We start from the raw sequence: 16,296 nt of genomic DNA, 5'->3' as shown, positions 1-16,296 counted from the left end.
GCCCTCAGCCTGCGTAAAACTGGTTACGGCCGCGGCCGATGGCGTAGTAGGTCAGACCGTAACGCGCCAGCATCTGCGGCTCGTAAAGGTTACGACCATCAAACACCACGGGCTCCTTCAGCGTCGACGCTATATTGGCAAAGTCGGGAGACCGGAACTCTTTCCATTCGGTACAAATCACCAAGGCATCGGCACCTTTCAGCGCCTGCTCTTTGGTGCCACTCAGCTGCAGGCTCTCCTGATCCCGATAAATACGCTGTGCCTCTTCCATGGCTTCCGGGTCAAACGCCTGGACGCGCGCGCCGGCTGCCCACAAGTCTTCCATTAATGCCCGGGCAGACGCCTCTCGCATATCGTCGGTGTTGGGCTTAAACGAGAGCCCCCACAGCGCGATTACCTTGCCCCGGACGTCACCTTGGAAATAATGACTCACCTTATCGAACAACACATGCTTTTGCGCGGAGTTCACTTCGTCTACCGCGGCGAGCAAACGCGCATTGTAATCGCAATCCCTGGCCGTTCGGGCCAGCGCTGTCACGTCTTTGGGAAAACAGGAGCCACCATACCCGCAGCCAGGATAAATGAAGTGATAACCGATACGCGGGTCCGAACCAATACCCCGACGAACCGATTCAATATCCGCACCCAACCGCTCAGACAGATTGGCGATCTCATTCATGAAGCTGATTTTGGTGGCCAGCATGGCATTCGCGGCGTACTTCGTGAGCTCAGCCGAGCGGGTATCCATGTAGATCATCCGGTCATGGTTGCGATTAAAGGGGTAATACACCTCCCGCAACAATTCCCGCGCACGCTCGCTGTCCGTGCCAACAACGATCCGGTCCGGTTTCATGAAATCATGGATGGCAGCGCCTTCCTTGAGAAACTCAGGGTTGGACACTACATCGAAGCCAAATTCAACACCTCGACGGTCCAACTCGGCCCTGGCGGCGGCCTGCACCTTATCTGCCGTGCCTACCGGCACCGTCGACTTATCAACAATCACTTTGTATTCGGTCATATTCTGGCCGATGGATCGCGCCACCGCCGTCACATACTGCAGATCCGCAGAGCCATCTTCATCGGGAGGCGTTCCAACCGCAATAAACTGCAGCACACCGTGCGCAACGGCCGTTTCGGCACTGGTGGTAAAGGTCAGGCGGCCCGACTCAACATTGTGCTTTACGATGTTCTCAAGGCCTGGTTCGTAAATAGGTATCTGGCCATTTTCCAGCTTTTGGATTTTGCCCTCATCCACGTCCATGCAAAGCACGTCGTGACCCACATCCGCCAGGCAGGCGCCTGTCACTAACCCTACGTATCCGGTACCAAATATCGTGATTTTCATGCTTTTTTCTCAAACCTTTCCATAGTTTTGATTTGCCGCCGGTTCACAGCCGGCTCACGCTTGTTAGACGTCCACGCCGACACAGCCCGTTAACGATCGTTCTGACGACGGGCCAACCAACTGTCTTCCCAAGCCAGAGCCGTCCCTACGATGGTATCAAGATTGTCGTAATCCGGAGTCCAGCCCAAGGTATTCACGATCTTCCGATTATCCGCCATCAGTGCTTCGGGATCACCCGCGCGGCGGCCGGTCCTTTCAACGGGAAAGTCGACACCGGATAGGCGCTTGACCACGTCAATGACCTCCTGCACCGTGAAGCCACGGCCATAACCGCAATTCAGCACGTTCGACTTGCCACCATTGGCCATATAGTCCAGCGCCATCACATGCGCCTTGGCGAGGTCCTCCACGTGAATGTAGTCGCGAACACAGGTGCCGTCCCGCGTGGCGTAATCGGTTCCAAAGACACTCATGCCTGGTCGCTGACCGGTTACGCATTCACAAGCCACCTTGATCAGGTGCGTTGCCTCCGGGGTGGCCTGACCCAACAGCCCGTCCGGATTGGCACCGGCCACATTGAAATAGCGCAGGATCACATAGTTGAGCGAGGACGCGGCGGCGTAATCCATGATCATCCGCTCACTCATCATCTTCGAGGCACCGTAAGGATTGATTGGTGCGAGCGGCCGCTCTTCAGCCAGCACGGTTTCTTCTGGCATGCCATACACGGCAGCGGTGGAGGAAAACACCATATACGAGGTTTGGTGTCGCGCAACGGCTTGGAGCAGGTTTAAGGTATTTCGGGTGTTGTTGCTGTAATACTTGAGGGGGTTAGAGACGGATTCCGGCACCACAATGTTGGCGGCAAAATGCAGCACTGCATCAAACCGATGGCTACTGAATACGCCGTCAACGGCCGTTTCATCAGCAAGGTCCCCCACCACCAACTCACCGCACGTGACGGCCCAGCGATAGCCCGTGGACAGATTATCAAACACAACAATGTCATGGCCCGCTTTACCCAACTGGCGTACGACATGACTGCCAATGTATCCCGCCCCACCGGTTACAAGCACTTTCATCGCTTACCCCTGATCTGTCCCTGAATTGGCGTTACGCTGTCGGCGTATCTGCTCTCGCCGCGCAGCAAAAAAATCGGTCAACATACGCCTGCAAGGTGCTTCCATCACTCCTTCCCGAACGGACACTCGCCAGTTGAATGCCGCCTCTTCAAGGGTCCGGCGGATGGACACGATCGCGCCCGCCTTGGGCTCTCTCGCACCAAACACCAAGCAGGAGATCCGGCTATGCACGATGGCGCCCGCGCACATCGTGCAGGGCTCCAGCGTCACGTAAAGTGTAGCACCTGACAAACGATAATTTCCCACTCGGCGGGCTGCATCACGTAATGCTCGTATTTCCGCATGCGCCGTGGGGTCGCAGTCGCCAATTGGCGCATTGGAACCGGCACCGATTTCGCGGCCATATTTCACCACCACCGCACCGACCGGTACCTCGCCACGGTCACCCGCCATCTTGGCCATGGCGAGAGCCCGACTCATCCAATAGTCATCGTCCGCATCCGTCATTTTTTAACGACCTGCGTCACTCCCACTCAATGGTAGCTGGGGGTTTGGAAGAGATGTCGTAGGTCACGCGAGACACTCCGGAAATTTCATTGATGATCCGATTTGAAACGGTTTCCAATAGGTCATACGGCAGTCGTGCCCAGCGGGCGGTCATGAAATCGATGGTTTCAACGGCCCGGATCGCTATCACGTACTCATAACGACGGGCATCACCGACCACACCGACGGACTTCACGGGTAAGAAAACCGCAAATGCCTGACTGGTTTTATGATAAAAATCCGCCCGATGAAGCTCCTCCAGGAAAATAGCATCGGCACGACGGAGGATTTCAGCGTATTCCTTTTTCACTTCGCCCAGGATTCGGACACCCAAACCGGGCCCCGGGAAAGGATGGCGATAAACCATGTCATACGGCAGCCCAAGCTCAAGGCCAATGCGCCGAACCTCATCCTTGAACAGCTCCCGCAGTGGCTCGACCAGCTTCATCTTCATGGTCTCGGGCAAACCACCGACATTGTGGTGCGATTTGATCACATGCGCTTTACCGGTTTTGGCCGCGGCGGACTCAATAACATCCGGATAAATAGTGCCTTGCGCAAGCCAGTTGACGTCTGTAATGCCCGTTGCTTCCTCGTCAAACACCTCAATAAAGGTATTGCCGATTACCTTGCGCTTTTGTTCTGGATCGCTGATACCTTTCAAGCGCGACAAAAACAGCTCTTCGGAGTCGGATCGAATCACTTTGACGCCCATATTACGGGCGAACATGTCCATCACCTGATCGCCCTCATGCAGGCGCAGCAAGCCATTGTCGACAAACACGCAGGTTAACTGGTCACCAATCGCTTTGTGCAGCAAGGCCGCCGTCACTGACGAATCAACGCCGCCCGACAGTCCCAGCAATACTTTGTCGGAACCTACCTGGTCCCGGATCTGACGCACCGCGTCATCAACAATTTTGGCCGGCGTCCACAGCGCCTCGCACTGGCATATGTCCTGGACGAAATGCTCCAGAATGCGCTGACCCTGAAGGGTATGAGTCACTTCCGGGTGGAATTGCACGCCATAGAGCTGGCGACTCAGGTCCTGCATGGCCGCGATCGGCGCACTCTCAGAGGAGGCCAGAAGCTCAAACCCCTCAGGCAAGGTGACAACCTTGTCGCCGTGACTCATCCAGACATCCAGCAAGGAATCGCCCTGACTGGTGAGATGATCCTTGATGTCTCTCAGCAACGTCCCTTCCGCGCGGACCTTGACCTGGGCGTATCCAAATTCACGCTTATCGGAGCTGGCCACCTTGCCCCCGAGTTGCTCCGCCATAGTCTGCATGCCATAGCAAATACCCAGTACCGGAATGCCCCGGTCGAACAGGCCGTCCGGCGCCCTTGGTCCACCCAATTGGGTGACCGATTCAGGGCCACCGGCAAGAATAATACCTTTGGGGTTGAAATCATTGAGCTCGCTGTCGGTGATATCAAACGCTTTGATTTCGCAGTAGACACCGATTTCCCGAATTCGGCGGGCAATCAATTGGGTGTACTGGGAGCCGAAATCAAGAATCAGGATGCGGTGGTCGTGGATATTCTGGGCCATGAGATCCTCAGGTCAGTGTTATGCAGCGCGGTTCCATAGCCTGAACCGCGCAGAAGTGGTTGCGCTGAATCAGCCGACGCGGTAATTGGGGGATTCTTTGGTGATGGTCACATCATGAACATGACTTTCACGCATCCCGGCATTGGTGATTCGGGCGAATTGCGGCTTGGTGCGCATGTCTTCCATGGAGGCACTGCCGGTATAGCCCATCGACGCCCGCAAACCACCCATCAATTGATGCACGATGTTGCGCATCGGACCTTTACAGGCGACCCGTCCTTCAATGCCCTCTGGCACCAGTTTGTCCACGCCCTTGCTGGCATCCTGAAAGTAACGATCACTTGAACCCTGCCCCATCGCGCCAATTGAGCCCATGCCACGATAGGCTTTGTAACTCCGGCCCTGGAACAGCTCAATTTCGCCCGGCGCTTCGTCGGTGCCGGCCAGCAGGCCGCCAACCATGACACAATACGCGCCCGCGGCGATGGCCTTGGCGATATCGCCGGAAAAGCGGACCCCGCCGTCAGCAATCAACGGCACACCATGGTCTTTCAGTGCGGCTGCGACATTGGATACCGCCGTAATTTGAGGCACACCGATACCGGCCACAATTCGGGTCGTGCAGATCGAACCCGGGCCGATGCCGACCTTGACCGCGTCAGCGCCCGCCTCGACTAACGCAATGGCGGCGTCAGCCGTTGCGATATTGCCACCAATGACCTGCACTTCAGGGTAAGTCTGTTTCACCCAGCGAACCCGATCAATAACACCTTTGGAATGACCGTGAGCCGTGTCAATCACAATGACATCCACACCGGCCTCTACCAGAGCAGCGACCCGCGCTTCGGTATCGCTGCCGGTCCCCACTGCAGCGCCAACCCGCAAACGACCCTGCTCATCCTTGCAGGCAAGTGGATAATCCTTCGCCTTCTGAATGTCCTTGACGGTAATCAGTCCTTTCAGCTCGAATTCGTCGTTGACCACCAGCACCTTCTCGATTCGGTGGCGATGCAGCAGGTTTTTAACTTCTTCCAGATCAGCGCCTTCCGGGGCTGTCACCAGTTTTTCTTTCGGCGTCATGATATCGGAGACACGGGTATCAAGCCGACTTTCAAAGCGAATATCGCGACCTGTCACAATACCAACGAGATCGCGACCGGCCACAACAGGGAGTCCCGAAATATTGTTGGCGGTGGTAATATCAAGCAACTCTCGCACGGTGGTGTCCGGAGATACCGTGATGGGGTCTTTAACCACACCACTTTCGTACTTTTTGACTTTGCGGACTGCCGACGCCTGTTGCTCCGGGCTCATGTTTTTGTGCATGATGCCGATGCCGCCCTCCTGGGCCATGGCGATCGCGAGGTCGGCATCAGTGACAGTGTCCATGGCCGCCGAAACAAGCGGAATGTTCAACGCAATGCCCCGAGTCAACTGGGTCTTGAGGTTAACTTGATGAGGCAGAACTTCTGAATATCCCGGGATGAGCAGGACATCATCAAATGTGAGGGCTTCTTCGGCAATACGCAACATTGGGACCCGCCTTTTGAACGTGCTAAGTTTAATCGACGTATTATAAATCCGTGGCGGTTCACAGTAAACCGGCACAGTTCAGCCCATACACTGCATCTTTATGTTTTTTATAAATTTTTGATACATTAGCCCTTTCGGAAATTCCCTATATTTTATGGATATACCTGCGATTCCTGCCCGACCGGGGGCACTGACGGTCAGCGAGCTCAACCATCAAGTCCGACATTTGCTTGAAACCAGCTTCATGCAGGCCTGGGTGGTCGGTGAACTTTCCAGCTTTTCACGCCCGGGTTCCGGCCACTGGTACTTCACCCTCAAAGACGCCAAATGCCAGGTTCGTTGCGCCATGTTCCGCAGCTTCAACCAACGCATCCGAACCCTTCCGAAGGAAGGCGATCAAGTCCGCATTCGCGGTAAGGTGAGCCTGTATGAAAATCGCGGCGACTATCAGATTATTGCAGAGCATATCGAGCCAGCCGGCGCCGGCGCACTCCAGCAGGCATTTGATGAGCTCAAGCAGAAACTCCAGTCAGAAGGTTTATTTGACCAGGCCCGTAAAAAGCCAATACCCGATGTGCCTCGCCATATCGGCGTGGTGACATCGCCAACCGGCGCCGCCATCCACGATATAGTGACCGTGCTGGCCCGACGGTTTCCAGCTATACCCATCACCCTCTACCCCACCGCAGTGCAGGGTGCTGCAGCCTCAGCCGACATAGTTGCCGCCATTGAGCTGGCTCAACGTCACGGCAAAGCCGATGTTTTGATTATTGGCCGAGGCGGCGGCTCGCTGGAGGACTTGTGGTGTTTCAACGATGAGAAAGTGGCTCGAGCGATCGCAAACTGTCGCTTGCCGACCGTTAGTGCAGTCGGTCACGAAGTTGACTTCACCATCGCCGATTTTGTCGCCGACTTTAGGGCGCCTACACCCTCTGCCGCGGCAGAAAGCCTGTCACCCGACCAACTCGACTGGCTCCGACAGCTAAACCGCCAGGAGCTTAGACTAAAGCAGTCGATGCAGGCCGTTATACGGAAGCTGAGTGTGCAGCTTGAGCATCTCGGCGCGCGGCTTCGCGACCCCCGTCGCGAGCTGATGGAAAAGGCGCAGCGACTGGACGAGCTGGAATTGCGTTTGCGCGCCGGCATTCAACAGCGCCTGACGCGCGAACGCACACGCACCGAAAATCTCGAGAACCGGCTGGCCATGCAGTCCCCCGCCCGTCAGTTAGGTGTCTATGCCCACAATCTGGCTCAAACCTCAGAACGCTTACACACGGGCATGCAACGGCAACTTACCCGGCATCAGGAACGTCTGAGTCACCTCAGCCAGACACTGCATGTCGTCAGTCCACTGGCGACCCTGGGGCGCGGCTATGCGATTGTTCAAACGGAACATCAGGCCGTTGTCCGGAACGCAGCGGACCTGAAACCCGGCGACACCCTCACCGCGAGGCTGGCGAATGGCACCGTAGACGCATCCGTCATCCGTACCCACCAGGACGACCACGGGAACCAGACCACGCTGTTTTAATGCCTCACGCAAGCCCCTGCGTTCCTTAGCCTGCCACATTACGCCAAGGACACCTGAGCGGGTCTTCACTGGCTGAATTGCCAGTGCTGCCGGGCGCTCGCCAGCCCGCACTGCGCCTTCCTTTCGAGCTCTTAGCCTATGGTCTAGTAGCCGTGGTTTTCACAATGCCTAAAGTCATAAGTCACACCATAAAAAAAAATCATAAGTCATGACACGGCGAAAGAGGTGGACGAATGGGCTATCACTCCGAGTTTCAACGCTCGATAGAGCATCCCGACGATTTCTGGCGGGAACAGTCAGAGCTCATCAACTGGATGACCCCGCCCTCTGTAATCTGGCAGCCTAAAAGCAACGGTCATGGCGAGTGGTTTCCAGATGGCACGCTCAACAGCTCGGACGTGGCACTTGACGCCAACATCCGAGCCGGCCGAGGTGACCAGAAAGCGATCATTTACGACTCTCCCGTCACCGGTCAGGTTTCCCACCTCACGTACCGCGAGTTAACAGATCAGGTGGCGCTTTTCGCCGGCGCTCTGCTGGACCGGGGCGTTGAGAAAGGCGACCGGGTCATCATTTACATGCCCATGATTCCCGAGACCATCATAGCCATGCTGGCGTGCGCCCGTATCGGCGCCGTGCACTCCGTGGTGTTTGGTGGTTTCGCTGCGCGCGAGCTGGCGGTCCGCATTGATGATGCAACGCCCAGGGCGATCGTTACTGCCTCCTGCGGCATCGAAGTCCAAAAACTCATTGCTTACAAACCTCTGGTCGACGACGCCATCGAGATGGCCAGCCACAAACCAGAGTACTGTGTCGTATTCCAGCGCCCCCAGGTCACAGCAGAGCTGACTCCCGGTCGCGATCATGATTGGCATCAACTGATGGCAAACGCCAAGCCGACAGGCGCGGTGCCGGTCAAGGCCACGGATCCGCTCTACATACTTTACACATCGGGCACAACCGGCAAGCCAAAGGGTGTCGTTCGTGACAACGGCGGACATGCCGTTGCGCTGCGATACAGCATGAACGTCGTGTATGGTGCCAAAGCCGGTGATGTGTTTTGGGCCGCATCCGATGTGGGTTGGGTCGTGGGTCACAGCTACATCGTTTACGGACCTTTATTTTCCGGCTGCACCAGCGTGCTGTTTGAGGGGAAACCGGTCAAGACTCCCGATGCCGGAGCCTTTTGGCGCGTCTGCCAGGATCACAAAGTGAACCTGTTATTCACGGCCCCAACCGCGTTTCGGGCGGTCCGAAAAGAGGATCCGGAAGCCGATAAACTCAAACAATACGACACCCGTTCATTAAGAACTATTTTCCTTGCCGGTGAGCGACTTGATCCTCCGACCTACGATTGGCTCACGGAACATACGGGGCTGCCGGTGCTGGACCATTGGTGGCAAACAGAAACCGGCTGGGCCATCTGCTGCAACCCTATCGGTATCGAAGCGCTACCTGTAAAGGCCGGTTCTCCCACCGTACCGACTCCAGGCTTCAACGTTCAGGTCGTAAACCACAAAGGGCAACCGGCGCGGCAAGGCGACCAGGGGCAAGTCGTCGTTAAACTGCCGTTGCCACCGGGGTGTATGACAACGGTCTGGGGTGATGACACTCGCTTTGTAAAAACCTACCTCCAACCGGTAGCCGGCTACTACAGTTCAGGCGACGGCGGCTACATTGACGAAGACGGCTATGTCTTTATCATGGGACGCACGGATGATGTCATCAATGTATCGGGCCACCGCTTGTCCACCGGCCAAATGGAAGAAGTGATCGCGGCTCATCCTGCCGTTGCTGAATGCTGCGTGGTCGGAGCGCGTGACGAGCTCAAGGGGCAGGTTCCACTTGGCCTGGTCATTGTTAAAGACGGCGCGACAATCACACAGGACGAGCTTGAGGAAGAGTTGATCGATATGGTTCGGGACCGGATTGGTGCGGTTGCCTATTTTCGCCAGGCCCTGATAGTGGATCGGCTACCCAAAACCCGATCCGGAAAAATACTTCGTCGGGTCATACGGCAGATAGCCGATGGTGAATCCTACTCGGTCCCCTCAACCATTGATGATCCCGCAATTCTGGAGGAGATCAGCCAACACCTCAAACACTGACGCTTTGCAGTGAGCACCCGTATTGATACAGCTGCGCGATGGCTCAAAGCCCGGTCTCCTTGAGCTTCAGCACGCGCCGAGAGTAGACAAACCATATAACGCCACATCCGAACGGGTGGCATAGGGGTGCTTTGATATAAAGTTTAGTAAAAACGGAGAGTTACCTCTTCAAAAAAACCGTTGACGGACCCAGAACACGGTCTATACTGAAATTGCTGTGAAAAGACAGCGGTATTCGGTGAAAGCGTTTCAACGTCCTGCGTTTGTGCTCTTCGTTGCTCCTTCCTCAGTACTCTTTCGATTTCTCAGCACACGTTGTTGCGGTGCCTACACCGCAACAATTGAAGGTCCCGTGAGGGCAAAAATCTCAGAAATACAGGAAAGATCAATGTCTGATACAAAAACTGGACACGTAAAGTGGTTCAATGAATCGAAGGGCTTTGGTTTCATCGCCCAGGACGGTGGCAGTGACGTTTTCGTTCACTATAGTGCAATCAACGCGAGCGGTTTCCGCACGCTGACTGAAGGCCAGCAAGTGCAGTTTACCGTGACCCAGGGCCCGAAAGGTCCCCAGGCGGAAAACGTAACCCCGGTTTGAGGTTATGTTTTCCGGCCATTGCCCCTCACGGGCATTGGATACGTTAAAGCCGGCTTTCAGGCCGGCTTTTTAGTGTCCGCTTTAACGCAATCGGGCTAATGAGAGGAAATCCCGTCAGCACGCGATGTTGCCGCAGTAACCGGGTTTGCATCCACCTGCTGCGCCACCGCAGACAGCAATGCCTGCAATGTGCCGGAGGTCGTATCTTCGGCGAGGGCTGCAGCGCTGAAATGCTGCCCATCAATCAAGATTCGAATACAAGCCAGCGCATTGGCATTGGTGCCTTCTCCGAGGGCAAACTCGTCGTACGCTTCCACCGCCAACGAAACCTTAAAGGTATCCTCGATCGCCGCCGCAAGCGCTTCTACCGCCCCCAGGCCCCGGCCCTCCAGGTGATACGGCTCTTCGTCCAGCCCAAACGTGACTTTGGCGTGAACACCGTCTGCATCTCGATGCAAGTCATAACCCTTCAGCGCCCAGCTGGGATTGACCTTCAGGTACCGCTCTTCGAACAAACGGTGAATAGTCCGTGAGTCGATTTCTCCCCCTCCGGTCTCGGCCTCTCGCTGGACCACTTTACTGAATTCGATTTGCAACCACCTGGGCAGGCTTATGTTGTAGTCCCGTTCAAGTACGTAGGCCACACCGCCCTTGCCCGACTGCGAGTTGATCCGAACAACTTCTTCGTACCGCCGGCCAAGATCACGTGGATCAATCGGCAAATACGCCACGTGCCATGGATCATTGTCTTCGCGCAGCGCCAGACATTTGCGTATGGCATCCTGGTGACTGCCGGAAAAAGCCGTAAACACCAGCTCCCCGGCATAGGGGTGGCGGGGGTGCGTGGCAATTTCGGTACAAGCTTCCACGACGTCGGTAATTTCAGCCATCCCTGACAAATTCAGCCGGGGATCGACGCCTTGAGAGTACAAATTCATTGCCATGGTGACCAGGTCCATATTACCAGTGCGCTCACCATTGCCCATCAAGGTACCTTCGACACGATCGGCACCGGCCATCACCGCCAGTTCCGCGGCAGCGACACCACAACCCCGGTCATTATGAGTATGGACACTGATACTGAGGTGATCACGGTATTTGATGTGGTCACAGATCCACTCGATCTGATCCGCGAATACATTTGGCGTCGCCATCTCCACCGTTGCCGGCAGATTGTAGATGACGCGCTGGCCCTGGTCCGGACGCCAGACATCGCTCACGGCGTCCAGAACCTCGGCCGCGAAATCAAGCTCGGTACCCGTGAAGCTCTCCGGAGAGTATTGAAAGGTCCACTCCGTTGCAGGCCGTTTGGCTGCATGGGCCTTGACGATTCGGGCGCCATTCACTGCGATATCCCGGATACCCTCCCGGTCAAGCCCGAATACTTGCTCGCGCTGGACCGTAGACGTCGAGTTGTAGACATGCACAATAGCCCGCTGCGCACCTTCAAGCGCCTCATAGGTGCGTTCAATCAATTCGGGACGGGCCTGGGTCAGTACCTGAATATGAACGTCCGCGGGAATTCGGTTTTCCTCAATCAACTTGCGGCAAAAGTCAAAATCCGGCTGGCTTGCGGCGGGAAAACCAATTTCAATCTCCTTGAACCCAAGCTTTACCAGCAATTCAAACAGTCGTTGTTTTTGGGCCACGCCCATGGGCTTGACCAGAGCCTGATTGCCATCCCTGAGATCAACCGCACACCAGTTTGGGGCCCGTGTTATTACCCGATCAGGCCAACGCCGGTTAGTTTTTGCAACAGGTTTAAAGGCAACGTATTTGCGATGGTCAAAAGCCATGGTACAGATTCCCCGATAAATTAATGACTCGTGATAGGTTAAGGCATTGGGAAGAGTCAATGATTGCTTTGTTTGCCTTTAATTTGATATTTTAGATCTATTCTGCCTTTTTATTAACTTTATGAGGCATATAATGCCAAAGAAATCTCAATCAATGATTAAAATTGATCGCATCGACCGAAGTATACTTGAACTGCTTCAAGACAATGGCGAACTCACAAACCAGGAAGTCGCGGACAAAGTAGGACTGTCTCCCTCGCCCTGCTTGAGACGTGTACGGGCGCTGGAAAAGGCAGGCATCATCGTCAAACGCGTTACCCTCCTGGACCATAAAAAACTGGGCCTGGCCTTGACCGCCATTATCCTGATTGGCATGGACCGACATACACCTGAACGCTTTGCCACCTTTGAAGCCAAGGTCGCGGAATACCCGGAGGTTCAGGAGTGTTACTTGATCACCGGGCAGGATGCGGACTACATGCTCAAAGTCGTGGTGCCGGATATGGATCAGTACCATCACTTCCTGCTGAATCACATTACCCGGATTCAGGGCGTCAGTGGCGTGCATTCCAGCTTTGTTCTGAGGCGGGTCATCGACAGCTCCGCACTGCCGCTCCGCTATTTGAGTTGACCAACACCGAGGTGGTGACGGACTCCTTGCGCCTCGGCTTGCAGGGGTTGCCGGCGAGGCGTTACGTCCATGGTTTTTCCATCGTGATCGGGCCTGCTGGCCATCCAACTGGCGAATCGTTGCCACCCGTCAAAAACCTGTGACTCGCAGCGCCGACAAAGGCGTCCGGTCAGAGCCTTCGATCTGTACCTTATCTGATGAGCTCCGTACAATACGGACAGATTTTCAAAACAAATTCAGAACAACCTCCCACGGGATATACGATGAGAGCCAGCCGCTATCTGATTGCCACCCAAAAAGAAACCCCCGCCGATGCCGAAATCATCAGTCACCAACTGATGCTCCGAGCCGGCATGATCCGAAAACTGGCGGCAGGCCTGTACACCTGGCTTCCACTGGGGCTTCGGGTGCTGCGCAAGGTTGAGCGCATCGTACGCGAGGAAATGGACAAGAGTGGTGCGCAAGAGTTGCTGATGCCGGCCGTACAGCCTGCCGAGTTATGGCAGGAGTCCGGCCGATGGGAGCAATACGGCGGCGAGCTGCTGCGCATGAATGATCGCCATGGTCGCGACTTTTGTTTCGGGCCAACCCATGAGGAAGTCATTACAGACCTCATTCGTAATGAGCTGAAAAGCTACAAAGAACTCCCCGCCAATTTTTACCAGATTCAGACCAAATTCCGGGATGAGCGTCGACCAAGGTTCGGGGTGATGCGTGCCCGCGAGTTTTTGATGAAAGATGCCTATTCCTTTCACCTGAATGCCGAGTCACTGGATGAAACCTATCGTGTGATGCATTCGACCTACTGCGCCATTTTTGACCGTCTGGGACTTGATTATCGGCCGGTGCAGGCGGATTCCGGCGCTATTGGCGGCAGCGCTTCCCATGAATTCCATGTCCTCGCCTCCTCTGGCGAGGACGCCATTGTGTTCAGCACCAGCAGTGACTACGCCGCCAACATCGAAAAGGCGGAGGCCTTAGCGCCATCCGGTGAACGCCCCGCGCCTGCCGCAGCGATGACGGAAGTCGTTACCCCTGGGCAGAAAACCATTGACGCTCTGGCAACGTTTTTAAACGTGGCCCCATCGGACTGTGTGAAAACACTGCTGGTGCACGCAGCCGCCGTTGAAGACGCCCCGCAAGGCTTGGTGGCATTGATTCTGCGCGGTGACCATACCCTGAATGAAATCAAGGCCGAAAACCTTGCAGGCGTGGCGGAGCCCCTGACCATGGCCACTGACGACGAAATTCAGGCCGCCACTGGTTGCGCACCTGGCTCCATTGGCCCGGTCAATCTGTCGGTACCGGTTATTGTCGACCGCAGCGCAGCCCATTTGGCGGATTTTGTGTGTGGCGCTAATAAAGAAGGCATTCATCTGACGGGCGTCAACTGGGAGCGGGATGTGGAACTGGCCCGAGTGGAAGACATCCGCAACGTGGTAAGCGGTGACCCGAGCCCGGACGGTAAAGGCACACTTGAAATCCGTCGCGGCATCGAAGTCGGTCACATATTCAAGCTCGGCAACAAATACAGCAAAGCCATGAACGCGAGCGTTCTGGATGAGAATGGCAAGAACGCGATTCTGGAGATGGGTTGTTACGGTGTCGGCGTATCTAGGATTGTCGCGTCCGCCATCGAACAGAATTACGATGACCGTGGCATTCTATGGCCCGACGCCATTGCCCCGTTCGAAGTGGTCATTGTGACCCTCAACGCCCATAAATCGCCGGTCGTTATGGAGGCCGCAGAAAAACTCTATGAGCAATTGCGGCAGGCGGGCTTTGATGTGCTGCTGGATGACCGGAATGAGCGACCCGGCGTTAAGTTTGCCGACATGGAGTTGATTGGCATTCCCCACCGAGTTGTCGTTTCCGATCGCGGGCTGACTGCCGGCACTCTGGAATACAAGGGCCGTCAGGATGCGGACAAGCAGGACCTTCCGTTGGAAGATGTCTTACCCTTCCTGATCAAAGCATCGCCACGCCGCGGGCTGTAAGCCGATACCAACCAGACGGGGCAGCAATGTCCTGTCTGGACCTTTTTTAACGTGCTGCGGCAGGCACAATTCTCGGCTCAATCTCCAAAGCCACCCCGAACCGTTCCTTCACGTCGTTCTGAATACGTTCCGCCAACGCGAGAATGTCTTCACCGCTGCCATGGGAGTGGTTGGTCAGTACCAGCGCCTGACGACTGTGTACCCCAACCGTGGCATTGCGATACCCTTTCCAGCCGCATTGGTCAATTAACCAGGCCGCAGCCAATTTGACACTGCTCTCGCCTGGATACGCCGCGATATTGGGAAAGGCTGTTTTAAGCTGATCCCACGTCTCCAGCGGTACGACCGGATTTTTGAAAAAACTGCCCGCGTTCGGCATCTGCTCCGGGTCTGGCAATTTACGGCGGCGCACCGCCATTATCCCCTCGGCAATATCCAACGCCGTTAACGACGAGGGGGCCGAGTGATCCGAAAAATACTCCACCAAGTCGCCATAACCGAGGGACAACGGTTTGGTCCTGGACAACCGCAAACGGATCTGAAGAATGATGTACTGCCCCGGTATTTGTTTGAACAGACTGTCACGGTACGCAAACTGACACTCCTTGTTGGAGAGCGTAACCACTTGCCCGGTCTGAGTGTCCAAAGCGGTAACACTGAACAACGTATCCTGCAGTTCCACACCGTAGGCGCCGATGTTCTGAACCGGCGCTGCGCCGCACGTACCGGGAATGAGCGCCAGATTCTCAATGCCACGGTAGCCGGACGAAGCCGCATACAGAACGGCGTCATGCCAGTTTTCACCGGCCCCTAACACCAGCGTCGCACCGTCATCACCGGCGTTTTCCCACTGGCGACCGGCAATGGCCATTCGAATCACCAGGCCTGGGACGTGAGTGCCGGCAAAAACCAGATTGCTGCCGCCACCCAGAACCAGACAGTCGATCGCTCTTTCTTTCGCCCACCCAAGTGCGTAACTAAGTTCGCTAACCGTATGAGCCGCAATGAAATATTCGGCGGTCGCTGCCACATTGAGCGTATTAAGATGGCTCAGGTCAGCAGACGGGGTGATCTCCGGTTCATCTTGGCTCAAAGTGCACACTCCGAATATGGTTTAGCAATCCCTTGCTTGCATCCTCAATCAGATCCAGCACATAGTCGAAGCCCTGCTCTCCGCCGTAATAAGGGTCGGGCACCTCCTCCACATCGAATGCTGAGCCATAAGTAAGAAACAACTCCGGTTGAGTGCCACCGCGTCGCTGCCAAACCCGCACCAAATCAGCCAGATTCGCCCTGTCCATTACCAGCACATAATCAAACCGCTGCAAATCCTCATCGGCGAACTGCTGGGCTCGCAAACCCGCGATATCAATGCCTCGGGCTTTTGCGGCTGCCACAGCGCGCCGGTCAGGTGCTTTACCAACATGCCAACCCCCAGTACCACAAGATTCAATACGGATACGCCCCATCAATCCAGTCTGCTCCACCGCGCGTCGGAACACGCCCTCCGCCGTGGGTGATCGGCATATATTCCCCATGCAAACGAACAAAACACTGGTAGACTCGGTCAC

General features: G+C 55.7%; 13 protein-coding genes. 5 read left to right on the top strand and 8 right to left on the bottom strand.

Features of this window, described 5'->3' with window-relative positions:
* Positions 1-4: 4 nt before the first annotated feature.
* The 5 genes from GRX64_RS08455 to guaB form a co-directional block, all read right to left on the bottom strand.
* The gene (locus GRX64_RS08455; protein WP_166265945.1) at positions 5-1,348 is read right to left on the bottom strand and encodes a UDP-glucose dehydrogenase family protein; all 1,344 of its coding nucleotides are present in this window, start codon (positions 1,346-1,348) and stop codon (positions 5-7) included.
* Positions 1,349-1,437: 89 nt separating this feature from the next.
* Entirely contained in the window at positions 1,438-2,430 is a 993-nt protein-coding gene (gene galE / locus GRX64_RS08450; RefSeq protein ID WP_166265942.1) for a UDP-glucose 4-epimerase GalE, read from the bottom strand.
* Positions 2,431-2,433: 3 nt separating this feature from the next.
* On the bottom strand, positions 2,434-2,937 hold the full coding sequence (gene tadA, locus GRX64_RS08445) for a tRNA adenosine(34) deaminase TadA (protein WP_166265939.1): 504 nt from the start codon (positions 2,935-2,937) through the stop codon (positions 2,434-2,436).
* A 16-nt stretch (positions 2,938-2,953) separates the two neighbouring features.
* Complete coding sequence (gene guaA, locus GRX64_RS08440) at positions 2,954-4,531, bottom strand: glutamine-hydrolyzing GMP synthase (RefSeq protein WP_166265936.1); 1,578 nt, start codon at positions 4,529-4,531, stop codon at positions 2,954-2,956.
* Positions 4,532-4,600: 69 nt separating this feature from the next.
* On the bottom strand, positions 4,601-6,064 hold the full coding sequence (gene guaB, locus GRX64_RS08435) for an IMP dehydrogenase (protein ID WP_166265933.1): 1,464 nt from the start codon (positions 6,062-6,064) through the stop codon (positions 4,601-4,603).
* 154 nt (positions 6,065-6,218) lie between these two features.
* On the opposite strand from guaB, the gene xseA reads away from it, so the two are divergent.
* The 3 genes from xseA (at position 6,219) to GRX64_RS08420 (ending at position 10,301) form a co-directional block, all read left to right on the top strand.
* On the top strand, positions 6,219-7,595 hold the full coding sequence (gene xseA, locus GRX64_RS08430) for an exodeoxyribonuclease VII large subunit (RefSeq protein WP_166265930.1): 1,377 nt from the start codon (positions 6,219-6,221) through the stop codon (positions 7,593-7,595).
* A 233-nt stretch (positions 7,596-7,828) separates the two neighbouring features.
* Positions 7,829-9,703: a propionyl-CoA synthetase gene (locus GRX64_RS08425; RefSeq protein WP_166265927.1), complete on the top strand. Its 1,875-nt coding sequence runs from the start codon at positions 7,829-7,831 to the stop codon at positions 9,701-9,703.
* Between the two features lie 388 nt (positions 9,704-10,091).
* The gene (locus GRX64_RS08420) at positions 10,092-10,301 is read left to right on the top strand and encodes a cold-shock protein (protein WP_008169155.1); all 210 of its coding nucleotides are present in this window, start codon (positions 10,092-10,094) and stop codon (positions 10,299-10,301) included.
* 95 nt (positions 10,302-10,396) lie between these two features.
* On the opposite strand, the gene leuA is transcribed toward GRX64_RS08420, so the two are convergent.
* Positions 10,397-12,097, bottom strand: a complete 1,701-nt coding sequence (gene leuA / locus GRX64_RS08415) for a 2-isopropylmalate synthase (RefSeq protein ID WP_166265924.1) — start codon at positions 12,095-12,097, stop codon at positions 10,397-10,399.
* Positions 12,098-12,251: 154 nt separating this feature from the next.
* Here leuA and GRX64_RS08410 point away from each other — a divergent pair, with 154 nt between their 5' ends.
* Together GRX64_RS08410 and GRX64_RS08405 are read left to right on the top strand one after the other, a co-directional pair.
* Complete coding sequence (locus GRX64_RS08410; RefSeq protein WP_207308755.1) at positions 12,252-12,728, top strand: Lrp/AsnC family transcriptional regulator; 477 nt, start codon at positions 12,252-12,254, stop codon at positions 12,726-12,728.
* A 263-nt stretch (positions 12,729-12,991) separates the two neighbouring features.
* Positions 12,992-14,725, top strand: a complete 1,734-nt coding sequence (locus GRX64_RS08405) for a proline--tRNA ligase (RefSeq protein WP_166265918.1) — start codon at positions 12,992-12,994, stop codon at positions 14,723-14,725.
* A gap of 46 nt (positions 14,726-14,771) precedes the next feature.
* On the opposite strand, the gene murB is transcribed toward GRX64_RS08405, so the two are convergent.
* Both murB and GRX64_RS08395 read right to left on the bottom strand, forming a co-directional pair.
* Positions 14,772-15,818: a UDP-N-acetylmuramate dehydrogenase gene (murB, locus tag GRX64_RS08400; protein ID WP_166265915.1), complete on the bottom strand. Its 1,047-nt coding sequence runs from the start codon at positions 15,816-15,818 to the stop codon at positions 14,772-14,774.
* Positions 15,805-16,296 (bottom strand): low molecular weight protein-tyrosine-phosphatase, encoded by a 492-nt coding sequence (locus GRX64_RS08395; protein ID WP_166265912.1) that lies wholly within the window; start codon positions 16,294-16,296, stop codon positions 15,805-15,807. The genes murB and GRX64_RS08395 overlap by 14 nt, the downstream gene beginning before the upstream one ends.

This window comes from Marinobacter caseinilyticus, assembly GCF_011074955.1.
In the GTDB taxonomy this organism is placed as follows: domain Bacteria; phylum Pseudomonadota; class Gammaproteobacteria; order Pseudomonadales; family Oleiphilaceae; genus Marinobacter; species Marinobacter caseinilyticus.
The sequence above is the reverse complement of the archived record's forward strand: the minus strand, read 5'-3'. Positions and strand labels throughout refer to the sequence as shown.